The 22,813-nt window shown below is 38.8% G+C and carries 22 protein-coding genes; 21 read left to right on the top strand and 1 reads right to left on the bottom strand.

The window, feature by feature from the left end; all coding sequences use genetic code 11:
* Positions 1-77: 77 nt before the first annotated feature.
* The 17 genes from ABJ384_RS05065 to ABJ384_RS05145 all read left to right on the top strand — a co-directional run bounded on the left by ABJ384_RS05065 (position 78) and on the right by ABJ384_RS05145 (position 14,714).
* Entirely contained in the window at positions 78-2,516 is a 2,439-nt protein-coding gene (locus ABJ384_RS05065) for a hypothetical protein (protein WP_349929247.1), read from the top strand.
* Positions 2,517-2,917: 401 nt separating this feature from the next.
* Positions 2,918-3,919 carry an inovirus-type Gp2 protein gene (locus tag ABJ384_RS05070; RefSeq protein ID WP_349929249.1) on the top strand — a complete coding sequence of 334 codons (1,002 nt, stop codon included), beginning with the start codon at positions 2,918-2,920 and terminating at the stop codon, positions 3,917-3,919.
* A 42-nt stretch (positions 3,920-3,961) separates the two neighbouring features.
* The gene (locus ABJ384_RS05075) at positions 3,962-4,933 is read left to right on the top strand and encodes a hypothetical protein (protein WP_349929251.1); all 972 of its coding nucleotides are present in this window, start codon (positions 3,962-3,964) and stop codon (positions 4,931-4,933) included.
* Positions 4,934-5,537: 604 nt separating this feature from the next.
* The gene (locus tag ABJ384_RS05080) at positions 5,538-5,798 is read left to right on the top strand and encodes a hypothetical protein (protein ID WP_087540846.1); all 261 of its coding nucleotides are present in this window, start codon (positions 5,538-5,540) and stop codon (positions 5,796-5,798) included.
* 18 nt (positions 5,799-5,816) lie between these two features.
* On the top strand, positions 5,817-6,401 hold the full coding sequence (locus ABJ384_RS05085) for a hypothetical protein (protein WP_349929253.1): 585 nt from the start codon (positions 5,817-5,819) through the stop codon (positions 6,399-6,401).
* A gap of 11 nt (positions 6,402-6,412) precedes the next feature.
* Positions 6,413-6,793: a hypothetical protein gene (locus ABJ384_RS05090; RefSeq protein WP_349929255.1), complete on the top strand. Its 381-nt coding sequence runs from the start codon at positions 6,413-6,415 to the stop codon at positions 6,791-6,793.
* 119 nt (positions 6,794-6,912) lie between these two features.
* Positions 6,913-7,215, top strand: a complete 303-nt coding sequence (locus tag ABJ384_RS05095) for a hypothetical protein (protein WP_108563915.1) — start codon at positions 6,913-6,915, stop codon at positions 7,213-7,215.
* 91 nt (positions 7,216-7,306) lie between these two features.
* Positions 7,307-8,353, top strand: coding sequence for a DUF932 domain-containing protein (locus ABJ384_RS05100; protein WP_349929257.1), 1,047 nt, complete (start codon positions 7,307-7,309; stop codon positions 8,351-8,353).
* Positions 8,354-8,496: 143 nt separating this feature from the next.
* Positions 8,497-9,540: a lambda-exonuclease family protein gene (locus ABJ384_RS05105; RefSeq protein WP_349929258.1), complete on the top strand. Its 1,044-nt coding sequence runs from the start codon at positions 8,497-8,499 to the stop codon at positions 9,538-9,540.
* Between the two features lie 142 nt (positions 9,541-9,682).
* Positions 9,683-10,588 carry a hydrolase or metal-binding protein gene (locus ABJ384_RS05110; protein WP_349929260.1) on the top strand — a complete coding sequence of 302 codons (906 nt, stop codon included), beginning with the start codon at positions 9,683-9,685 and terminating at the stop codon, positions 10,586-10,588.
* An 86-nt stretch (positions 10,589-10,674) separates the two neighbouring features.
* The gene (locus ABJ384_RS05115; protein ID WP_161932447.1) at positions 10,675-10,905 is read left to right on the top strand and encodes an AlpA family phage regulatory protein; all 231 of its coding nucleotides are present in this window, start codon (positions 10,675-10,677) and stop codon (positions 10,903-10,905) included.
* Between the two features lie 76 nt (positions 10,906-10,981).
* Complete coding sequence (locus ABJ384_RS05120; RefSeq protein WP_349929263.1) at positions 10,982-11,569, top strand: class I SAM-dependent methyltransferase; 588 nt, start codon at positions 10,982-10,984, stop codon at positions 11,567-11,569.
* Complete coding sequence (locus ABJ384_RS05125; protein ID WP_349929265.1) at positions 11,562-12,569, top strand: HNH endonuclease domain-containing protein; 1,008 nt, start codon at positions 11,562-11,564, stop codon at positions 12,567-12,569. The genes ABJ384_RS05120 and ABJ384_RS05125 overlap by 8 nt, the downstream gene beginning before the upstream one ends.
* Positions 12,570-12,587: 18 nt before the next feature.
* Positions 12,588-12,725: a hypothetical protein gene (locus ABJ384_RS05130; RefSeq protein WP_349929267.1), complete on the top strand. Its 138-nt coding sequence runs from the start codon at positions 12,588-12,590 to the stop codon at positions 12,723-12,725.
* Between the two features lie 74 nt (positions 12,726-12,799).
* Entirely contained in the window at positions 12,800-13,600 is an 801-nt protein-coding gene (locus ABJ384_RS05135) for a hypothetical protein (protein ID WP_349929269.1), read from the top strand.
* Positions 13,601-13,832: 232 nt separating this feature from the next.
* Positions 13,833-14,273 (top strand): hypothetical protein, encoded by a 441-nt coding sequence (locus ABJ384_RS05140; RefSeq protein ID WP_349929271.1) that lies wholly within the window; start codon positions 13,833-13,835, stop codon positions 14,271-14,273.
* 9 nt (positions 14,274-14,282) lie between these two features.
* Complete coding sequence (locus ABJ384_RS05145; protein WP_349929274.1) at positions 14,283-14,714, top strand: hypothetical protein; 432 nt, start codon at positions 14,283-14,285, stop codon at positions 14,712-14,714.
* Here the strand turns inward: ABJ384_RS05145 and ABJ384_RS05150 are convergent.
* On the bottom strand, positions 14,711-15,814 hold the full coding sequence (locus ABJ384_RS05150; RefSeq protein ID WP_349929276.1) for a hypothetical protein: 1,104 nt from the start codon (positions 15,812-15,814) through the stop codon (positions 14,711-14,713). The genes ABJ384_RS05145 and ABJ384_RS05150 overlap by 4 nt on opposite strands.
* A gap of 140 nt (positions 15,815-15,954) precedes the next feature.
* Here ABJ384_RS05150 and ABJ384_RS05155 point away from each other — a divergent pair, with 140 nt between their 5' ends.
* The 4 genes from ABJ384_RS05155 to ABJ384_RS05170 are packed head-to-tail and all read left to right on the top strand — an operon-like array spanning position 15,955 to position 22,808.
* Positions 15,955-18,321: a class I SAM-dependent DNA methyltransferase gene (locus tag ABJ384_RS05155; RefSeq protein WP_349929277.1), complete on the top strand. Its 2,367-nt coding sequence runs from the start codon at positions 15,955-15,957 to the stop codon at positions 18,319-18,321.
* A gap of 8 nt (positions 18,322-18,329) precedes the next feature.
* Positions 18,330-19,619, top strand: a complete 1,290-nt coding sequence (locus tag ABJ384_RS05160; RefSeq protein ID WP_349929279.1) for a restriction endonuclease subunit S — start codon at positions 18,330-18,332, stop codon at positions 19,617-19,619.
* 56 nt (positions 19,620-19,675) lie between these two features.
* On the top strand, positions 19,676-20,851 hold the full coding sequence (locus ABJ384_RS05165; RefSeq protein WP_349929281.1) for a DUF4268 domain-containing protein: 1,176 nt from the start codon (positions 19,676-19,678) through the stop codon (positions 20,849-20,851).
* Positions 20,852-20,882: 31 nt separating this feature from the next.
* Positions 20,883-22,808, top strand: coding sequence for a DUF262 domain-containing protein (locus ABJ384_RS05170; RefSeq protein WP_349929283.1), 1,926 nt, complete (start codon positions 20,883-20,885; stop codon positions 22,806-22,808).
* The last annotated feature ends 5 nt before the right edge of the window (positions 22,809-22,813 follow it).

Raw genomic sequence — 22,813 nt, forward strand, 5'->3', positions numbered from 1 at the left:
AAGATAGGGTCTTAAATTAAAAATAAGCATGTTTCTATAGTATTTAAACAATGTCATTAAATGAGGGATATAGGGTGGTGTTGGAGCAAATTAGTTATAAACAAAGGGGGAAGGAAATTTCAGGAATAATTCTCTTTTGGATGAGACTTGTTCAGTTTAATTATTATTTTGATCATGCTGGAGGAGTACGGCAACAACCGAATAAAGCACAAAAAATCGGGTTAGATTTTCTTTCTAAGCTGTATGAGTTTAACCTATCTAAAGCATATGGAGAAGACAATTCTGATTTTTTTAGAGATCAAATCTTGGCATCTTTCCATCGCGTTCTAGAAGATAAAAAAAAGCAATATCATCATCTTTCAGCGTCTCTAATCTCTGTAAAGCTTAAACAAGCTTCAGCATTCCCATTTTACACTGAAATGCGCTTGATTGATGCTCAAATCGAATATCCCGCATTATTTGCTAAGGCTGTCGATCAGCATACGATTCCCTTCATCAAAATCGATTTTCCGAAAGGTAATATCGATCTAAAGACATTAAGTTTTTTTGATCAGCAACTCACCATTCCTGATCAATTCATCGATGAGATGGATCGTCGAATTATTCCATTTCAAGCAAAACTCGATACTTGCTTCAAGCACAGCCAATCCATTAAATTTATCAGCCTAAAATTGTTGTATATCGATCCCATATACAATGTATCGGCTGACTCCAATAATCTAAATCATGCTAAAGAACGCTGTCAAAAGCACCTGCAATTTTTTAGAGCGGAAATACGCGATATTGAAGGATTGCTGACACATTTTGATAAAATTGAATTTGGTATCAATTACTGTTTTAATATTTTTGCTGTTTTCTGTTTTAAAAATACACGTTCAGAAACGATCGCATCAATCGAAGAAAAAATTCGGCGGGTCTGGGAAAGTACGTTTTATGATTTGACGGAATTTGAACGTTGTACTTTGGTTCCTGGTTTAGAATTGCAAACCAAGCCTTATTGCGTGAGGGTGCAAAATTATCAGTGGGATGATTTTGAGACGGATGGAATCCTAAAAAAAGACTCGGTAAAATATAAAAAGTTTGTTCGAACAACGCTGAATTATTTTGCCAACCAAACCGAGCTTTTTACTGTAAATATCGCAGGCCACACATTAGAGGCTGGATACTATTCAGAATTCGAAACAGCCAAAGATCAGCCAGTACTTGCTAAAACAGCAGTGAAGCAAAAACGAAATACCGTTCATAAACCTTATTCTGCTCATCAAAAAATATATGCAGATTTACTCAAAAAAAGTAAACTTTCCAGATCTGTTGCTGGGCAACTTGCAGAAATTCAACATTGCTATAATTTTTTAATACGAAAATTCGAAATAGCTTATCCCTTCAATCTTTATACAGATTTTCAATGGCTAGTTAAAATTGAAATGTTTGTCTACTTGGCTGGAGAGTGGAAGCAATCATTGTATCAACCTTTGATGGTTAATCGTCCTATTTGGGCAACGGATCTCAACCAAATTTATGAGCATTTCTTTGCTGGAGTGAGCTTTAGAGATATTTATACATCGCTGAAAAGATTGCTTGAGGAGTATGGCTGTATTTTTAGCACAAGAGTTCTGGTTGGTTTTTTGGCATTGCAGCTGATAGAAGAAAAGCAGGCTAAGTTCCATATGCAGGTGATGCGTCCAAATGAAATTAAGCACATATTTGTTGAAAATATCCGTTCTTTATTAGCAGGAACATTGGATGAATTATATGATTATGGGAAAGCCTTAGATCAGATCGGTGTATCAGTCTTAAGCAGATTCAGCTATATCAACCATACACTTAAAAAGAAAGCGCTGAGCACAGTAAGGGAAAATGAGCAACACCAAGGACAGTCTGTAGTGCAATGGTTAAATTCACAAAGTAGACAAAGTAAAAAAGAATATAGAACTTATTTAAACTACTGGGATGAAATGCAGGCTTATCAGGGAACACATGTATTGGTAACCTTGCTGATCGGCTGCGACAATTTTATTGAACATTTTACGATAATTGATTCTACAATTCGAAAGGCAATAGATCGATTACAAAAAGTGGGTCAACCAGAAATCTATGCATATCTTGGTCATTGGACCATCATTCAGTGTCAATCAGCTCAACCCACTTATAAATTAACCCTGTTGTTTTCGATCGATAGTAATTATACCGATTATGATGAGCAGACTGGCGAGTTGGGAAGGTGTTTTAAAGCATTGTTTCTCGCTAAATTAAGAATGTTATTTGATAAATACAATGATGAGAAAACTAATGGCGCGGATCACCTGTCGATTGATATTTCACAATCTAGGTTGGATGACGTTGCCTTTCAAACACTGGAAGAAGATCAAAAAAAACTTAAAGAAATATTACAGTCATGGTTTTATGAAGTCAGTCGTTATTTTCAGTATTTTGTTTTAACCCCAATTGCGGATAAAAAAAACATTAAGGGGATCCGAAAAAGTAAACGCAGGGTAAAAAATAGGAATAAAAACTGATTTTCTGACCTAACTATCGTAACGCTAAAATATATAAAAAGCCTAGCTTAGCCGAAGGTTTGGAAATCGTACTGCTCGGCTGGGCTATTATTATTGTTCTTGGATTAAGACGGTAATATATATTATTACTATAGATACTAAGATAGATAATAGAACTATAAATACTAAATATATCAATACAATCACTTATGCATATAACAAGAACCACGAGATATGTCCTACAGATCTGAATAGATATCCCAATATGGATGATGCTATTGATCATAGGCCGTGCAGGATGAGGGTACTATTCGGTATATGTGGATAGTGGATGACTGGTCCTTACTCTAGATAAGGACGCCATTTAAAAAAATAAGTCGATTGCTTAACTATGACGTTAATCATAGTTAAGGAAGTTCAACGTGTTCCCATTGGATTTAGATCATCAGGCAGGGGTGATGTATGCCATTCATACCTTTGTGGATGTATGTCTTAATTTTGATATGCCAAATGAAGCGTTCATTTTCAACCTAGAACACTTATGGTGTGCATTTGAAGCGTTTAAACAAGAAGGGATTGAGTACGCAGCATCGATTAGGGCGTTTATTGCAGTCACTGAGCACGTCAATAGCCAGCGTGGCATGCTTAGCTTTGGTGAATATCTATCAGGGTTGTCTATAGGCGAAATTAAGGTATTAAGACGAATCCTACATGCGCATCGAGGGCTGATACGTGAGGAGATCAAAAGCTTTACAAGACAGAAAGAATTGAATCGAGTGGCGTTACTTGAGGAGTTCGAAAGTGTAATTAAAGCCTATCATGAAGTATTGGTGATCAGGGTAGATTTATACTATTCCAAAGATCGTCTGATCGAAATTACCATACATGACTTCTATCAGCATATCGGAAAACTACGTGATTTGATTACTGATAAGAATGGATATTTTGATGCACTTTTGACCTATGCGATTTCGCTGGAGCATGGAATAACCAAAGGCTTTCATGTGCATCTGGCATTCGTTATTAATGAGTCCAAATATCGCAACGATTATAATATTGCTAAATGGGTGATTGAAAAATGGCAGGAGATCACGCTTGGAAAAGGGTATGGATGGAATAACAATACGACAGAAAACAAAAAGAATTATTGCGATCAAGGTACTTTAGGGATTGGGATGATTCGTCGTACAGAGCCTGATCAAGGCAATAATGCTTTAAAAACCGTTGCATATCTTAGTGACCCTGAAAAATACAGGCAGACGTTATTGGTTAAACCACGAGGACGTAGAACCTTTTATAAAGGGGATTATCAGCATCATGGTCGCCCTATACCTGACACTGAGGAAAATAGAAGAATTAAAGAATGGGATGCGCAGACTGCTTTAGCAGAACTGGAAGAGGAGGTTTGGTTTAAAAAAATATGAATGTGCCAGTTCTATGAAATCAATTCATTCATAGGACAACACATGAGTAATTTAGCATTAGAGTTTACAGCTGTACGCTTAGAACAAAACATGATTGAGCATTACAAAAGACTCAAATTTGAGCGGGTTCCAGAAGGTGTCGAGTTCAAAGATTATCAAAGTGCTTTAAATCAGGAGTTAAAACAAGCATTGATGAGCTACTTGGACGATTGGCGTATTCTGATGGTGGCTTATGGAGGGCAGTACGGGTTTTCATTTTGGGTGGATGCTTTTTATCGTGCTTATAGCAGTGTGTTACTGGAATCAGGTGCTCCCTATTTTACAATGGAGGGTGCTACCACAGCTTCTCATTACAATGATCAAGCATCTGCACATATTGATAAAATTTTGAAGCGACTGAATATGTTATTTAAAAGTGCAAGCTTTTTAGAACAACTTCAGCAGCATAATCAGCATTACGTGAAGCAGATCGACAAAATTCGTGAATCTTATTGTACGGTGAGTGAAATATATCCCAATGCCGTTGATTTGAAATTTGAACTGAGTCTAGAAGGATTGCACAATCAATGGGTTGATATCTCTGCGTGGAGTAAGTTGCTATATCACTTTCAAAAGCAGCTCAAACAACTCTCTTGGTATAACGCCCAAGTCGTATTTACGTTTTATCAGATTGTTCGGGTTGATCAACGCTATGTTGTGAAATTCTTTCTGACCCTTGATCCCTTATTGTGTGCTGAACCTTCAGCGTATAGTCGAGAAATAGATATTTGGTGGAAAAGAGTAACTCAAAATAGGGGGATTTCGTTTTGTCCACTGTTAGATTTTCAGCAGTATCAACATGAAGATGAGTATCAACTGATTATCCAGAGGAATGCTCAGGATCAAGCTTTAGATCCTTTAAGTGCCCTAGACGAGATGCCTGATCGAGAAACCAGTATCGAAGGTTTAGCCAATAGAATCTGTGTTTATCCTCAAGGATTTAGATGGTTTCGCGGTGCACCCGTAAGACGTTAAAAATTCATATTACATTCCTGTACTTGCTTGACGCTCTATAACGTGCAGATTATCCTTAGCCTGCTGACCTACATCGTCAGCGGGTTTTAGCAGACCCATTAACAAAGACAATATGTGAAATCTCATTTTGCATGTTGTGGACCCGTTCGTCCCCCTTTCTTTGCGGTAGGGCGGAGGGGGGACGCGCTTGCGCGTGCTGGTTTCTTTGTTACCAGTCTGCTAACCCTCCTTCGTTCTGCCACCATCATATTAGCAGTGATTTGGCAGGATTCTTTTAAAACAAAGGAGTACGCCATGCGCTTACATCAAGACCGTCTTTTATATTTCTCTTTTTACATGTTTATGCCGATTGCTGATTAGACCTGATGCTGTGCAGTCAATGCATAGCCGTGTCGATGACTTTCTAAGAATAAAACTTTTTTAAGTACATATTACCGATATGAAGATGAATCTCTCATGCTGTTTTGAGGGTCATAGATCCGTGTGCTTTATCGTCTATAACACGTCAAAAAAACATAGATATTCATTCCAACATTCATGCATGGGGAGCACTGCGTCTGATTAAGACCAAGACCAGTGATGCCTATAAAAAGAGAAAATGATTATGTTTAAAACCTTCCTAAAAACTGCCCTTATTTCATCACTGCTTACAGGCGCATCATTGACGCAGGCAGGCTGGTTTGCGCAAGCCAGTGAAGCCTATTTTGTTAAGGCCCGCAATTTGGGTGGCGGGGTCTATCAGTGCATGTATAAAACCAATCCGGGTAACCGTGGTTGGCGTAATTTTACGGTGAACTTTCAGGGTGGTTGTCCACGCTTCGTTCACTTTAATGCTCAGAACGGTCAAGTCACTGTACCCAACTAAAGACGGGGAGCATTTGAGATGAACCAAAAAACTATATTGGGCTTGGCTGCGATTTTAGCCCTGACCCTGATCAGCATTGCAGGCTTCTATTTCTTTAGCCCTAAACATGCAACTGAAAAAACTGTTCAAGCGGCTAGTACTTCTGAGGCCAGCTCTGCACAGCCTTTGGAATCCGTCAGTTCAGAAGCAGCCTCAACCGAGATTGCAGCGGCAGAAGTGGATGGAATCGATGTCAAAGAATTGACCACGGGAAGCAAGAGTCTGAGTCCATCAGACCATGAACCTGAGCTGCTGAGTTTTGAGTTTGATAAAAACCTAAAGTCTGTTGATACCTTACTATCGATGCTGCCTTATGACGAACTGCCTCAGTTTGAGCAGAACAATATAGACAAGTATCAACGCTATGTCTTCGCCAAAGCCGCAAAAGATACAGGCAAATCAGTGAAAGACTTCAGTTTGCAGGAACACGGAGCACTGGAATCGGAGCAGGCGGGTAATCGTTACTACGTCTATAAATTTGATAATGGCACAGACTGTGAAATCCATCTGGTTAGTATTGATTTAAACACGGGCGATTATGGCGTGAGCTATAACTACTGCTAGGGATGAATTTTATGAAGCAATTTTTTAAACCGATCCTACTCGCAGTAACTGTAACGACAGGAATGTTATTAAGTGGATGCAGTTCTGGCCTTGATCCAAATACATTTACGGTAGAACTAGATGTGAAAGATACCAGTAACTGGTATGCGCAAAATCAATCCGCTACGGTATTGACCATCCGTTCCAACAGTGCAGATCCGATTGATGTCACCAATGTGCTGATCAACAACGGTGAATGCAGTTATGAAGGCTATCGTCGATCTTTGGAATATCCACAGCATTTTAAAATGGGTCTGCGTTTAAGACTAAAATTAACAGGCTGTGGCTATGACAACGTAGTGCGTGTTGATGTGGAGACGGAGAAGGGTACTGCAAGCTATAGCTTCCAATAATGGCCTTCGACTCTCCACGACAAAGCAAAAACTAAATCAAACCGTGTCCGCAATGGGCGCGGTTTTTTTATGCCCTCAATTCAGCTCTTCGTACTGAATTCATTTAACAAGGAATATCAATGTCCTTTATTCAATGCCCCTACTGTCAGTCTACCCATGTCAGACAGACCGATTCAGGCAACGCCCACGCCAACTATTTCGAACAGTTACAACGCTGTATCTCACCGACACAGATGGCGATGTTTGGCATGCAGGTCGCACGAAAGTCAGGCTTTTCACCGCTCTTCGGTGCAGCCGTCGGGGTGGTGATCGGAGGCGTACTGGTGGTGGTGAGTCAGTACTACTTTGAAAAGTATTACAGCAACGCCGAGCAGTATGTCTGCTTGGATTGCCAACAACCCTTTGCATGGGTGAAGCAATAGTTACATCACTATCTACATTTACATGAACCCATTCTTCATTGTTTAAAACCTTACACCACATCTTTACATTTTCATTTTAGGAATATTCACAATGGCACATCAAATTGAACAAATGGCTTATGTCGGTCAAACCCCTTGGCATGGTTTAGGCAACCCACTCACACCCAATCAACCGATTGAAGTCTGGGCCAAACAGGCAGGCATGGACTGGCAGATTGAAAGTTCCAATGTCAGCTATATGGCACAGAATGAACGAGGGCAAAGCATCATCATGCCTTATGAAGAACAACGGGTGTTATACCGTTCCGATACCCATGCACCGTTGTCTGTGGTCAGCCAACGCTATCAGGAAGTGCAACCTAAAGAGATTCTACATTTCTACAAAGATTTGACTGAACAATCGGGCTTTGAACTGGAAACCGCAGGGGTACTAAAAGGTGGTAAGAAATTCTGGGCTTTAGCCAAAACAGGGCAGACTTCTGCTTTAAAAGGCAAAGATGTCAGCAATGGTTATATTCTCTTGGCTACGGCGTGTGACGGTACACTGGCAACTACAGCGCAATTCACCAGTATTCGCGTGGTGTGTAACAATACTCTAGCCATTGCCCTCAAAGGTCAGAGCGCGAGTGCAGGTGTGGTCAAAGTGCCACACAGTACCAAGTTCGATGCCCAGAAGATCAAACAGCAATTGGGTATTTCAGTGCGAGCATGGAACGAGCACATGTATGAAATGAAACAGCTCAGTCAGCGTAAAGTTACACAGACTGAAGCTGCGGCTTATTTTGATGCGGTGTTTAACAATACCAGTCTGAGTCCAACCGAGCAGGATGACAGTATTATTCAGTTCTATCGCAATGTGGCAACGCAAGGGAGTCAATCCAATAAAGCTGACAACAAGACTGAACCGAATGGACGTGCCATGTCTAAAGTCATGAGCATGTTTAATGGACATGGTCGTGGAGCAGGACTCAGTTCAGCCAAAGATACTGCTTATGGCTTGTTATGCAGTATCACTGAGTTTGCAGACCATGAACGTCGAGCGATGAGTCAAGATCATCGTCTGGATTCTGCTTGGTTCGGTGCAGGAGCAGGCTTAAAACAACGTGGACTGGAACAAGCTTTACGCTTGATTATTTAAGTTTAGATTTAGATTTCGGATTTAAGATAATCACATCAGATCAACATGATCCTGTAAATCTCCTTGAACTCAAATACCTCTTTGCCACATCTCCAGATGTGGCTTTTTTTATGTCTAAAATTTAATAATCAGAGGACATCTATATGAACTCAGCTTTAATTCAACCTCATCCTACTCGAGCAAATATCCATGCGCACCGCCCTAAACTCAGCCATCCAAAACGCTTTGTAGAGACCAAAAACCTAAGTCAAGCCGAATGGCTAGAAGTGCGTCGCCAAGGCATTGGCAGTAGTGACTGTGCCGCTGCCTGCGGGCTGAATCCTTATATGTCGATGCTCGAGCTATGGATGATCAAGACCGGACGGATTCAACAAAATATTGAAGAGGAAAGTGAAGGCCATGCACCCTTGTACTGGGGCAAACGACTTGAACCCTTAGTTGCTGAATACTACAGCATGCATACCAACTACAAAGTACGTCGGGTCAATGCCGTATTACAACACCCTGATCCAGATAAGCATTTTATGTTGGCTAACTTGGATTATTCGGTGGTTGGGGATGCAGATGTACAAATACTGGAGTGTAAAACCGCAGGGGAGTATGGGGCCAAGCTGTGGCGAGATGGTGTACCGTTATACGTACTCTGTCAGGTGCAACATCAATTGGCAGTGACGGGCAAAAAGGCAGCCCATATCTGTGTCTTAATTTGTGGGCACGAAACCCGCATTTTTAAAGTGACTCGTTCAGAATCAGTGATTCAGCACATCATCAATGCGGAGCGTTACTTCTGGGAATGTGTGGAAAAGGATACCCCACCTGAAGCGGATGCCAGTGAATCGGCAGCCAAAGCCTTGCAGTTACTTTATCCAGAACATGTGCCTCTCAGTACCACGGATCTATCTGAGGATAAGCAGGCCAATCAACAGTTTGAGCAACTGCTTCAAGCTCGGAGTCAAATTGACAAGCATCAGGAGCAGTTCGATCTGCTGAAGCATCAACTTCAAGCCAAAATGCAGGAGGCTGAACGTGCCACCTTTAAAGTAGGCTCAGTGACGTGGAAAAAGTCGAAGGATTCGATCAGCTTAGATAGCAAGGCTTTACTCAAATCACATCCTGAATATCTCAATCAATTCCCACAAACTAAGCAAGGTTCACGACGTTTCAATATATACAGCAAGGATGATTGAAGTCGCTTTAGCCTAAGTGCAATTCACAAGTAGCACCTCAAGCTCTACTCAAAAATCCCATGCCTCAGCGCATGGGATTTTTTATGCCCATTTCATTTTTAACCAAGCATATCTACACATTTAAGCAGAAGAGGAAAACACCATGATTAAAGGTTTAGCCATTACACCGCCAATTCTTGGGCGGATCAGTATCGGTAAGGTGGTGGAAAAGAATGGCAAGCGCATCCCTGAAAAGGATGACCAATTCACCATTACCAGCCAAATCCAAAATAAGGATAGTGGTTGGGTGAAACATCCATTGGATGAGCAACTACGTTCTAAAGCACCGAATCAAAAACTCCGTTCTATTCCAGTACGGATGATCTTTAATGATCCTGAACTGAATCTAAGAGCGGAATACAGTTTATTTGATCGTCAGACAGGACGTCCCGTTTGTGTGGGTAATGGTGAAACCTGCCAACGACTGACTAATCAAGGTGTAGAACAACATCCATGCCCATCCCCTGATTTATGTCCATTGGCACAAGGAGGTCACTGTAAACCTTATGGGCGTTTGCATGTCAATTTAGATGAATCTGATGAACTCGGGACATTCATCTTTAGAACCACGGGCTTTAATAGTATTCGGACTTTGGCAGCACGCTTAAGTTATTACTATGCAGCATCGAATGGCTTGCTCTCATGTCTTCCATTACAGCTAACACTTAGAGGCAAGTCCACTACACAAAGCTATCGTACTCCTGTGTATTACGTGGATTTGACTTTACGTGATGGTGTTCATTTACAAGAGGCGATTCAAACAGCCAAGGAGATTGACCAGAAAAGTCAGTTGTGTGGTTTTAACCAAGCTGCTTTGGATCAAACAGCCTTGCAGGGTTTCGCCAATGCCAGATTTGAAGTGGATGGAGAGGAGGGAGTTGAGATTATTGATGAATTTTATACTGAAAGCTCACAACGACAGGATCGGAAACAAGTTCATGACTTAACGCAAGCTCGGGATATTCAGCAGGGCTTACAGCAGAGTGTCAGGGCAGTAGGAAAAGCCTGACTCTCCATGCTGACATAAAAAAATAAGGAGTGTGCCTATGATCTGAGCGAATTGCCGCTCGCATCAATGATTAGGAGCAAAACATCATGAATGCGTTTACAGGTCAGACTTTTCAGATGAATCAATTATTGAATATTAAGCAAGTTGTACTGTTTGTTGGGGTCTGTCGTTCAACGATCTATGAAATGATGGATGAAAACTCACCGTATTATGACCCTACATTTCCAAAGAAAGTTAAAATTACACAAAATCGAATTGGCTGGTCAGCTTGGGAAATCAATCAGTGGATTGAAGACAAGTTAGCGAGTCGAGAATAAGTAGGGAACTTCGGTTCCCTTATTTTTTTGTTTTTTAGTAGACTAGACTGCATTCAAAGTAGAATGAAAGCAGCAAATGAATAAAACGCTTAATTATTACAATCAAAATGCTACTGAATTTTTTAATACGACATTTAATGTTGATATGGAAAGCTTATATCAAGCCTTTATACAGTATTTACCTCAGGATGCACTCATACTCGATCTGGGCTGTGGCTCAGGTCGAGATACTTTAGCATTCAAGCGAAAAGGGTATCGGGTAGAAGCACTAGATTATTCGAAAGAATTAGTCGTACTTGCAAGCCAACAGACGGGCCAGCACGTGCGATTAGAGAGTTTCTATGATTTGTATGATCAGTCCAAGTTTGATGGTATTTGGGCATGCGCATCATTATTACATTGTGAGCGGCATCGATTAGATGAAGTCATTGGAAAATTAATATCCGCGTTGAAGCCGAATGGTGTGCTGTATATGTCATTTAAGTATGGCGACAGTGATCGAGAAAAGGACGGACGTCAATTTACTGATTTAGATGAGGTACAGGCACAGGCTCTGTTTGGACAGTTTGACCATGTTCAGCAGATTCAACAATGGATTACAGTAGATCAGCGACCTGAACGACAAGAAAAATGGCTCAATCTGATTTGGAAAAAACATGCCTGATTTGATTCCTACTGCTCAAAAACAGCTTAAATTCCTTAAAAATATTCAACTGATTTTACAGTCAGGTAGTTTTAGCAGTACTTATAAATTTGCGTTACTGATTAGTCTTAGCAGATTGGCTATTGAGAAAGGACAGGACTCAGGCGAAAGTTTAGCACTTGAATACATAGATATCGCTGAGAAGTTCATAGAACTATATTGGAAACAAGCTGTGCCATATACCTTTAATGATCAAGGACAGCTGATCTTAAATCAAAACAATGGCAAGCAGGCAGCCATTGTGAATCGAATTATTGAGCTTCGGAAAATATATTCATCCCTTGGGTTATTAAGACGAGATTCACTGGTATGGTTGAAGTTGCTCAAAGATGTTGCAAGAACAGTAAAAGAGATGCCAGTTCGATATTTGCAAAACCTCAATGGTCAAAATTTTGAGTTTTTGTATCAGCTTGATCAATGCGGAAAGCAACTCACTCTTCTTCCTCAAGTTATGTTTTGCTTGCGACAGTTCAGTGAGATTATTGAAGAACTTTGTCAAAAACATTGGATTGACTATATCCGTAAGAACAGTACTAATGCACCAATTCTGAATAAGTTACCGAATCTTGAACAATTCATGTTTGAACCGAGTCGTAACCAACTGAATGCTGTAGCCTGTGTGTTGGTAGAACTACAAGAGTGTAAATGCTTCTACTGCAATAAGCCGATACGTAAAGGCAATTATGCAGTCGATCATTTTATCCCTTGGTCCATGTATCCATCAGACACAGGTCACAACTTCGTGTTGGCAGATTCAAACTGTAATTCTAAAAAGAGTAACTTACTTGCTTCAGATGAGTTTTTACATAAGTGGCGAAAGCGGAATAAAGAGCAGGATTTGATTATTGTAGATCGGATAGCTGTGTTGGGTTTTTTAACGGATAAAGAGCGGTCGCATAAGGTGGCTGAGTGGGCTTATGCACAAGCTAATGAAAATAATTACATAAAGTGGAATGGATAGCCAAGCAGGTTAAAAAATATGGCACGTTATCAATATGCAAAAGATGAGCAAGGCAATACGGTAAAAGCGACTGATCTCATTGGAGTGCAAATATCAAGTGAATATATTTGTCTTGGTTGTGAAAATCCATTGGTTGCAAAGGTCAATGGCAAATAAAGAAACCGCATTTTGCTCATAAAGTAATTCAAGAGTGCAACGGTGAAACGTATTTGCATCGATTAGGAAAAGAGGTGTTTTATGAGACTTATCAAAAGTGCCTAACAGAAAATGAACCTTTTTACATTACATTCAACGCGCCAAAAAAATGTCAAAAATATAAAGGAACTATTCGTAAGCATTGTGATTTAGGATATGTACAGAAAAGCTTTGATTTGACAGCCTACTATTCACACATTGAAGTAGAAAAAAGACATGATAGTTTTATTCCAGATCTGTTATTGACTCGACAGACAAATCCTGAAGATAGTATTTACATTGAAATAGCAGTCACGCATTTTTTGAGTGAAAAGAAAGAAAATTCAGGTAAGAGAATTATAGAAATTCCTCTAAATTCAGAAGAGGATGTGGAAAAAATTTATAAAGCAGATTTACAGCAGAGTGATGCCTTATTTCTCGGTTTTAATCAGGAAAGTGAACCAATTGTAGATGCTGAATGTAAATGCCAAAGGAAGAAATACTTCGCTTTTCATGTATGGGATTCTGGTAAGTCTTGGCTAGGTTTGGAATATTTAGCAGATATACAGACTAAAATGAAAAAATATCAGGACAAAATTTTATATACCAACATCATTGAAACAGATCTTGAATTTGAAAATTCTTCATCCTTAATGGGTTATGCTCATGGAGATATATTTATAGCTCAATTGAAACTAGCGGTAGAAAATAAAGTTCCCGTGAAAAGCTGTTTCTTGTGTAAATATAGCGGTGACAACTATAACTATGTAGAGAATCAGCCAATTTACTGTAAAGCTAAAAAAATGGCATGTAACTCAAATCAAGCAGCTGAATGTGATTGGTATAGACTTGCTTAGGAAAAATTAAAATAAAACGAAGTGTGTTTAATTTTCAACCCAAATTGTTTTGTTTCCGGCAAAATCGAAGAAACAACTTCTCCATAATTGATGTATCAGCTCGATATGAAGCTGAATCTATATGAATGAAGGAGAGAATATAATGAGTAAAGCTGGCTGGCCGAGTACCACAGGAAACCCTTCAGGTGGTGGTCGTGATAATAATCCACCACGTAAGTAAGGAGTACTACGTATGCATTTAAGGTTGCAGGTTTCAGGCCCAAAAGGTGTAGGGCTTTTTTCTCCAGAAACAATTGATGAATTGGAATCAATGTTAGGACATAAAGTTGTTGTATTAAAAGAACCACATTCGAAGTTGGGACTTGGTGGTATTGTGAATGTCTTTAAGACGGCACAGTCGCTGAATATGCATTTAGATATTGGCGATAAGGATGATTCATGGGACTTTCTATTATTACCCTATAAGTCTTTTGATAGGTCAATATTAAAAATTTATAAAAATGAAGCACTTTGGAGAATCAGACGTAGTTATGAAACTTTCCCTAGATGGTCTCAAATCGATTATGAGGATGCTGTAGAGTTCTTTAATGAAATTTCAAAAGTAGCAGGTTGGCCGAGTACCACAGGGAATCCTTCAGGCAGTGGTCGTGATAATAATCCACCTAAGAAATGAGAGATCAACATGAAAATTAAATTATTGGTCTCTGAAGTAAATGGCAAATATTTGTACGAGCCTAAAACTGTATCTGAAGCTGAACATATCTTGGGAGCAGCGGTTGTTCTTTTGAAAGAGCCAATTTATTCATTGGGGCTGGGTTGCGTTATCAATGTGTTTAGAACAGTTCAAGCTTTAAATATTGGGCTTGAGATTGGTACAGAAAAGGATGATTGGAGTTTTATCATTCGTCCTGAACAGAAATTTAACCCAAGTACTGGTCGTGCGTTTGAAGATAATGCTTGGCGACAGATTAGAAAGTCGCATGTGGACTATCCTCTGTGGTCGAAGATCGATTATGAAGATGCGGTAGATTTCTTTGAGGAGATCCGCTTTGGAGGTGGTTGGCCGAGTAAAACAGGCAACCCCTCAGGTTCAGGTCGTTACAATAATGTTTAAGTGATCTTAGCTACATCATTAAACTGGGCAGGCCACTGAAAGGTGGCCTTTTGTTCATTGGGTACATAGAACATTTTCCATAAATCCATAAACTCACGAGTAGAGCTGAGTCCTTGTAAAACCTCAGGAGGATTCATTTTCTGTCCTTCGTAGACAAGGAATTGGAAGTAGTAAATGAGCCACAGTGCATTCATCTCATTGAAGACAACGAAATCATCATCGTTGATGGTTCGTGAAAGTAGAAAACGAGCATTAGATTCAGTGATTTTTTCATATAGATCATCAAAAATCAGTTTAACTTGATCAAATGGTGTCGTAAAAAACTGGTCTATATCGGTTAAGTAGCAAAAGCGATCTTCAGCTCTCATTTTTTTCAGTAGTTGACGCATTGTTTTGATACGTGGGTGATCTACATCGTCGTTATTATCAAATTCATTACCAAGTAATTCCGTATTTAGATATTTATCAAATGAACTAATCGAGGGGAGGCTTTTTAATGGTTCCTTATTTGCATGTGAGGCCAATAAATAGATGATTAAATCGGAAAAGCTACTTGATGGACCATAGGGCTTCTTTTTCTTCAATCTAAATTTAAATAACTGATTAAAGCACAGTGGTTCCATTTTACTGTCTAAGGTAAGGATCGTATCAAGATGAATTAAGAGCAGCATAATGAGATGAATTGGTTGTTTCATTTTCTCAAGAGATAGATATGTATGGTTATGTCCTGTGGTGACAATGCTCTGAATAAATTGATGCAACTCAGTGATACTTGCTTCTGAAAAACTAGTCAATTCAGCCTGGTCGAATAGTTCAACATGCTTATTCCAATTTTTATAGAGCTCGTTTTTCAATGGGTAGAGTGATAAGCATTTGAGGATATAGGCAAAACTGAGTTTGAATTCTTCAGTTTGATCTGCAATTTGATTGGTGTAAGTATCTAATACATTAAGCCCTAATGCTTCAGACAGCATGCTCTTTAATTCGATAGGTGAAAGTTCTTCAATCTGACTCGCTTTTTTAACCACCTGTTCTAAATCATTACCAAGTTTTCGATCAAATTTCGTCAAAATTGAAAAATTAAATTGTGTTAAATCCATGAAATACCTTTGAATTAAGCAGTAATCTAAGCGACAAGCTTTGGCGTATTATCCTTAAGTCATCCATATATACACTGCCACAAGACTTTAAAATAGTGTTAAATACGGACATTAAAATTTAATGCTTTATTTGGGTTCTTATGGATCATTCAGTACATAACAAATTGGTTTCATTTATCTGGTCTATCGCTGATGACTGTCTTCGAGATGTCTATGTACGTGGTAAATATCGTGATGTGATTTTGCCAATGGTGGTATTACGCCGTTTGGACACTTTATTAGAGCCTACTAAAGATGCAGTACTCGAAGAAGTACGCTACCAACAAGTCGAAATGGAACTTACCGAGTTCGATGATGAACCACTGAAAGAAGCATCAGGCTATGTGTTCTACAACACCTCTAAATGGACATTACGTTCGCTGTATACCGCAGCATCGAATAACCCTGAAATTTTATTGGCTAACTTTGAAGAATATCTAGAAGGCTTTAGCGACAACGTTAAAGAAATTATTCAATGTTTTAACCTTTATACTCAAATTCGCCACATGTCACATAAAAACGTGCTGTTAGATGTGGTCGAGAAGTTCTTATCACCATACATCAACTTAACCCCTGAAGATGCAGTAGACCCAGATGGCTACCGTTTGCCTGCATTGACCAACTTAGGCATGGGTTATGTCTTTGAAGAGTTAATTCGTAAATTTAACGAAGAAAATAACGAAGAGGCTGGTGAGCACTTTACCCCACGTGAAGTGATTGAGTTAATGACGCATTTTGTCTTTGACCCAATCCAAGAAAAGTTACCTTTAACCATTACGGTATACGATCCTGCATGCGGTTCGGGCGGGATGCTGACCGAAGCACAAAACTTTATTGAAGAGCGTTACGCCGTGGAAAATGGCAACCGTGACGTGATTTTGTATGGTAAAGAGATCAATGACGAGACTTATGCAATCTGTAAGTCAGACATGATGATTAAGGGCAATAACCCTGAAAATATTCGTGTTGGTTCAACACTGACCACAGATGAATTTGTCGGCACTAAGTTCGACTTTATGCTGTCAAACCCGCCGTATGGTAAGAGCTGGGCATCTGAGCAAAAGTACATTAAAGACGGTTCAGATGTGGTTGATCCGCGTTTTGTGGTAAAGCTAAAAGACTATTGGGGCAATGAAGAAAGTTGCGATGCAACACCACGTTCAAGCGATGGTCAGCTTCTATTCCTAATGGAAATGGTCAATAAGATGAAATCGCCTGAGCATAATGGCATTGGTGGTCGTATTGCCTCAGTTCATAACGGTTCAAGCTTATTTACAGGTGATGCAGGTGGCGGTGAAAGTAACATTCGTCGTTATATCATCGAAAATGACTTACTGAATGCGATTGTGCAGTTGCCAAACAATTTGTTCTATAACACTGGTATCACCACGTATATTTGGTTGTTATCCAACAACAAACCTGAACAGCGCAAAGGCAAAGTGCAACTGATTGATGCAAGTTTAATGTTCCGAAAGTTACGCAAAAACTTAGGCAATAAAAACTGTGAGTTTGCCCCTGAACATATTGCTGAAATTATGCAGACTTATCTTGTAGGTCAAGACGTAGAACGTCAGCTTGACGGGCAAAATGATCCTGTCGGCATGGCAAGTAAGGTCTTTGATAACCAAGATTTTGGTTATTACAAAGTCAATATTGAGCGTCCAGACCGCCGTAGAGCACAGTTTAGTTCAGAGCGTTTGCAAGGCTTACGTTTTGATAAGTCTTTGTCTGAGCCGATGGAATATATGTATAGCACCTATGGCGATGATATCTATACCGAAGCGAAGCTCGATGCTGTGAAAAAAGAAGTATTGGTATGGTGTGAAGCGCAAGAGATTACCCTGAACAATAAAGCTCAAGCCAAGCTGTTTGATGTGAAGCATTGGCATACTTTAAAAACTGCTTTGGACAATGCTTTAAGCATTATGAAGCAGGTCAGCACAGATGAGTTTTCTGATTTTAATCTATTCAAGAAAAAAGTAGATGAAGCAATCAAAGCGTTAAAGATTAAGCTGTCGAATTCTGAAAAGAACAATATTTTAAATGCTGTGAGTTGGTATGACGAAACAGCAGAAAAAGTTGTGAAAAAAGTTGTGAAGTTCAATGAAGATGAGCTTGCTGAATTGCTTACACACTTAGGTTGTACTGAAACTGATTTAGCTGACTTTGGCTATTATGCTACGGCGAAGAAAGGTGAGTTTACGACTTATGAAAGTAACAGCGATCTACGTGATAGTGAATCTGTACCGTTAAAACAGCAGATTCATCAGTATTTCTTAGATGAAGTGAAACCGCATGTGGCTGAAGCGTGGATTAACCTTGATTCTGTGAAAATTGGTTATGAGATTAGCTTTAATAAGTACTTCTACCAGCATAAGCCGTTACGTTCTTTAGAAGATGTTGCTCAGGATATTTTAAGTCTTGAGAAGCAAGCGGATGGTTTGATTTCTCAGATTTTGGGTCTTTAAGGGGAAGCATGATGTTTGAAAAATATGATGCTTATAAAGATTCGGATGTGGAGTGGTTAGGTGAAATCCCTAATCATTGGAGTATTGTTAAATTAAAGCGAGTAGTTAAAGAGCATTCCGGTAATGGCTTTCCTATTGAATTACAAGGAAGTGAAGATGGAAGCATTCCATTCTTAAAAGTAAGTGACATTAGTGGGGAGTTTAAATCAATTATTAAGTCTTCGAACTATGTTACAGATAAAATTAGAAGAAGAAACAAATGGAATTTAGTTCCCAAAAACTCAATTGTCACAGGAAAGATTGGAGAGGCTCTTCGGAAAAATCATAGAAAAATTTTGTTAGAGGACTCCATTATCGATAATAATTGTATTGGCATAGAAGCGGTAAAAATCAACTATAACTTTAGTTACTATTTACATAAAGTTATCGATTTTGAATGGTTTGTTAATCCTGGAACTGTCCCAAGTATTTCTGTGAGCAAATACAAAAGCTTTAAAGTATGTTTGCCATCAGAAAATGAGCAGGAAATAATTGTAAATTTTCTAGATCAAAAAACATCTCAAATCGACCAAGCGATTGCGATTAAAGAACAGCAAATTGTTTTACTCAATGAGCGTAAGCAAATCGTCATTCAAAAAGCGGTTACTCAAGGTTTAGATCCAAATGTACCAATGAAAGACTCAGGTGTGGAATGGATTGGGCAAATTCCTGAGCATTGGGAAATAATTAGAAGTAAGTTTCTATTTACTCAGCGCAAGGAGAATTCTAAAAAAGACGATGTTCAGCTATCTGCTACTCAAGCATATGGTGTAATTCCTCAGGAAGAATATGAAAAGAGAACTGGAAAGTCGGTAGTTAAGATTTCATTACATCTTGATAAAAGAAAGAGAGTTCATCTTAATGACTTTGTTATTAGTATGAGAAGCTTTCAGGGTGGTCTAGAACGAGCATGGGCAGAGGGATGTATCCGATCGTCATATGTTGTTTTGAAGCCTCTAAAGCCTATTGATCCAGACTATTATGGGTATCTTTTTAAGACACCAATGTATATCAAAGCTTTGCAAAATACTTCTAATTTTATCCGTGATGGACAGGATCTAAATTTTGGAAATTTCTCGCAGGTTGATTTATTTATTGTTCCGTTATCTGAGCAAAAACAGATTGTGGAATACATTAAAAGTCAGCTAGGTGATTTTGAAAAGCATCTAGAGTTATTAAATCAACAAATCGAAAAACTTAAAGAATATAAGACCACACTCATTAATGATGCTGTCACAGGCAAAATTAAAGTGGCATAAAAAATAAAACCTAGCGAACTTCGGTTGGCTAGGTTTTTTAATATTTCGGGGGGAATATGAGTTTATATACAGTAGACACAACGAATAAAATATTAGAGCCATTAGGTATTACACCACTTAAAGAGCAGAACCTTAGAGAACGAGATGACTTGCAAGAATGGCTCGTCAGCCATCCTGAAGCACTAGGTGAAAAACTGCTGATTATCCAAAAAGAATTTGATGGCTTTGATGGAACAGGTGAACGCCTAGACCTTTTGGCTTTAGATACCCAAGGGCAGCTTGTACTCATTGAAAACAAACGAGATGACAGTGGACGTGATGCCGTATGGCAAGCACTGAAATATGCGTCTTATGTAGCGCCGTTTACTTCAGAAGATATTATTAATGTCTATATAAGTTACCTGAGTAAGTATCGACCAAGTGATCCTGATCTGGATGACGATGCTTATGAACCCGATCATATAGAAAGTACAGCAAGTTCATTGATTGAACGTTTCTTAGGTGGAAATTCAGATATGGACTGGATGACCATGCTGAATCCTAAAGCAACTCAACGCATCATTTTAGTTGCAGGAGAGTTCAGGAAAGAAGTGACCAATACAGCGCTTTGGCTGCTTGAACGTAATATACAAGTAAAGTGCGTCAAAGTTACGCCGTACGTACTACATGGGCAATTACTAGTAGACATACAACAGATTATTCCTGTGCCTGAGGCATCGGAGTATATGGTTCGTTTAAGCAGAAAAGATGCTGAAGTGAAAACACTCAAAGAAAGAGAGAGTTCACTTGCTCAAATGAGAGTAGCTTATTGGACACAGTTGTTAGAAGATTTTCAAAATAGAAATTTCGACCTTTTTCGCAATGTAAATCCTGCGGGAGCAGGCTGGCGTAGTGCAGGGGCAACGATTGCACAATGTAACTACAACTTGATTTTTGCCCAAAAAGAACTCCGTGTAGAACTTGAGTTTGCAACAAGCAGTACGGAACATAATAAAAAGCTCTTTGATTTCTTCTATGCACGTAAAGCAGAAATTGAGCAAAGTTGCGGTCTACATTTGCATTGGTTGAAGTTGGAAAATCAAAAGCTCTCTAAGATTGTAATCAGTACGGCTGTTGATGGATACAACAAAGAAAAATGGCCAGAGTATATTCAATGGCATTTTGAACATGTGCAAAAGTTTGAACAGGTGTTTAAGCCGTATATGAAAGATGCGTATCAAGTGATTAAGTAAGACATAAAGATTTAAAAAGTTGGGGTATTGGGTGAATACAGCAAATTTATTGGCACAGATTAGCCAGCTTTTAGAGGATAAGCCGGATTTATCTGAAATTGCAGATAATCGATTAGGGCAACTTATTTCTTATTTAGAGCAAAAAGAAAATTCATTGGAATTGAAATCCATCAGTGAATTACAGAATGCTTATTTTTTCGTAGATAGTTATCAGCGAGGCTATAAATGGAAAGAACAACAGGTTACGGAACTGCTGGATGATATTGATGAGTTTGAGCCAAAGCAGAAAACCGATTTTTATTGCTTGCAACCTGTGGTCGTCAAAAGAAAGACTGTAGGTGCTCAATACTATTGGGAGCTCATTGACGGTCAGCAACGGATGACCACAATTTTTATTATTTTGACCTACTTAACAAATGAACACTATTTCTCTCTTCGTTATGACACCAGAGAATCTAGTACAGAATATCTAAATCAGTTAGCTGAATTAACGAAAGATAGTTTGCCGACGATTGATGCACATTATTTCTATACAGCTTACCAAGCTGTAAAAAAATGGTTTGAGGAAAAGGGAACAGAATTTAACAGACAACATTGGAAAAATAAGCTTCTGCATCATACAAAAGTCATTTGGTACGCTGTACGTGTGGATCGGCAGCAAGATTCTAAAAAGCAATCCATTGAAATCTTTAGTCGACTGAATCAGGGCAAGATTCCATTAACAGATGCAGAGTTGATCAAGGCATTATTCTTACAAAAAATTGCGAAAGCTTATGGGCATAATCATCTTGCAGTTCAGAAGCAAACTGAAATGGCGAACCAATGGGATGCTATAGAGCAAGCGCTACAAAATGAGGAGTTTTGGGCATTTTTGAGTCCAACGCAACAGACCAATAAACACACGCGTATTGAACTGGTTTTTGATCTAATTGCAGATAAGTCGACTGATAAAAAAGCATTAAAACTGAAAGAAGATCACCAAACTTTTATACATTACGCAAATAAGTTTAAATCAGCCCAAGATGTGAAAAATTTAATCGAAACAGAGTGGCTAAAGGTTTTAACAGGATTTCAGTATTTAAATGAGTGGTATGAAAATGATCGTTTATATCATCTGATTGGATATCTAATCGGTCAGAAATATAAAACAATCCAAGAGATTTGGTTAGCAGCTCAGGGCTGTAAACGAGATGAATTTGAGGCTAAGTTAATAAACTTTATCCAACTCGAATTAAGTAATCTTTTTAAGAAAGATAAGAATGCCAAAGAATTAGATTTTGATCATGTCTTCTATGATGTAGATGACACTTCATGTCGACCAAAAATTAAATCTATTCTCGTATTATTTAATATTTTTAGATATGAGCGACACAACACACGTTTTTCTTTTAAACGTTATAACCAAGTAAAGTGGGATATTGAGCATATCCATGCCCAGCAAAGTGAGGAACTGTCCAACAAGGATGATCAAATCAAGGTTTGGGTATCTGAGCAAAAGGCATTGTTAGGGGAAATAACAGACAGTATTTCTAAAGAAAAGCTTGGAGAAATATTAACTCAATATGAGAGAGTCTCAGATCCTACGCAAAGAGAGCATTTGTATAATCAATATAATGAAATTTTAGAGACACTGATCGGTAGTTTCTCAGAAAATATTCAGACACTTGATAATTTGTGTCTTTTACCAGAAAGAGACAACCGCTCTATAGGAAATGATCCGTTTTTTATAAAAAGACAGAAGGTTCTTCAAGCAGAAAAAGAGCTGTATGAACAAGGTAAAACTAACAAGGCGAACTTTATTCCTTTGGCATCGCAGCAGGTATTCTCTAAATATTTTAGTGACGATGTAAATCACATGCTGAAGTGGGATACAGCAGACAGGAAAAACTATAAAAAAGCATTGTTAGACTGCTTTAAACAATATGGTATTGAATTTCACGATGAAAATGAAGGGTGATTAAA

The sequence above is a fragment of the Acinetobacter sp. A1-4-2 genome (assembly GCF_040233925.1).
In the GTDB taxonomy this organism is placed as follows: domain Bacteria; phylum Pseudomonadota; class Gammaproteobacteria; order Pseudomonadales; family Moraxellaceae; genus Acinetobacter.

What these genes read in the sequence shown, in the direction of transcription:
- ABJ384_RS05090 (WP_349929255.1), top strand. Translation starts at nt 6,413, where the DNA reads ATGAAGCAATTTTTTAAACCGATCCTACTCGCAGTAACTGTAACGACA.
- ABJ384_RS05085 (WP_349929253.1), top strand. Translation starts at nt 5,817, where the DNA reads ATGAACCAAAAAACTATATTGGGCTTGGCTGCGATTTTAGCCCTGACC.
- ABJ384_RS05150 (WP_349929276.1), bottom strand. Translation starts at nt 15,814, where the DNA reads ATGGATTTAACACAATTTAATTTTTCAATTTTGACGAAATTTGATCGA.
- ABJ384_RS05110 (WP_349929260.1), top strand. Translation starts at nt 9,683, where the DNA reads ATGATTAAAGGTTTAGCCATTACACCGCCAATTCTTGGGCGGATCAGT.
- ABJ384_RS05165 (WP_349929281.1), top strand. Translation starts at nt 19,676, where the DNA reads ATGAGTTTATATACAGTAGACACAACGAATAAAATATTAGAGCCATTA.
- ABJ384_RS05115 (WP_161932447.1), top strand. Translation starts at nt 10,675, where the DNA reads ATGAATGCGTTTACAGGTCAGACTTTTCAGATGAATCAATTATTGAAT.
- ABJ384_RS05140 (WP_349929271.1), top strand. Translation starts at nt 13,833, where the DNA reads ATGCATTTAAGGTTGCAGGTTTCAGGCCCAAAAGGTGTAGGGCTTTTT.
- ABJ384_RS05105 (WP_349929258.1), top strand. Translation starts at nt 8,497, where the DNA reads ATGAACTCAGCTTTAATTCAACCTCATCCTACTCGAGCAAATATCCAT.
- ABJ384_RS05155 (WP_349929277.1), top strand. Translation starts at nt 15,955, where the DNA reads ATGGATCATTCAGTACATAACAAATTGGTTTCATTTATCTGGTCTATC.
- ABJ384_RS05160 (WP_349929279.1), top strand. Translation starts at nt 18,330, where the DNA reads ATGATGTTTGAAAAATATGATGCTTATAAAGATTCGGATGTGGAGTGG.
- ABJ384_RS05130 (WP_349929267.1), top strand. Translation starts at nt 12,588, where the DNA reads ATGGCACGTTATCAATATGCAAAAGATGAGCAAGGCAATACGGTAAAA.
- ABJ384_RS05080 (WP_087540846.1), top strand. Translation starts at nt 5,538, where the DNA reads ATGTTTAAAACCTTCCTAAAAACTGCCCTTATTTCATCACTGCTTACA.
- ABJ384_RS05125 (WP_349929265.1), top strand. Translation starts at nt 11,562, where the DNA reads ATGCCTGATTTGATTCCTACTGCTCAAAAACAGCTTAAATTCCTTAAA.
- ABJ384_RS05095 (WP_108563915.1), top strand. Translation starts at nt 6,913, where the DNA reads ATGTCCTTTATTCAATGCCCCTACTGTCAGTCTACCCATGTCAGACAG.
- ABJ384_RS05100 (WP_349929257.1), top strand. Translation starts at nt 7,307, where the DNA reads ATGGCACATCAAATTGAACAAATGGCTTATGTCGGTCAAACCCCTTGG.
- ABJ384_RS05120 (WP_349929263.1), top strand. Translation starts at nt 10,982, where the DNA reads ATGAATAAAACGCTTAATTATTACAATCAAAATGCTACTGAATTTTTT.
- ABJ384_RS05145 (WP_349929274.1), top strand. Translation starts at nt 14,283, where the DNA reads ATGAAAATTAAATTATTGGTCTCTGAAGTAAATGGCAAATATTTGTAC.
- ABJ384_RS05075 (WP_349929251.1), top strand. Translation starts at nt 3,962, where the DNA reads ATGAGTAATTTAGCATTAGAGTTTACAGCTGTACGCTTAGAACAAAAC.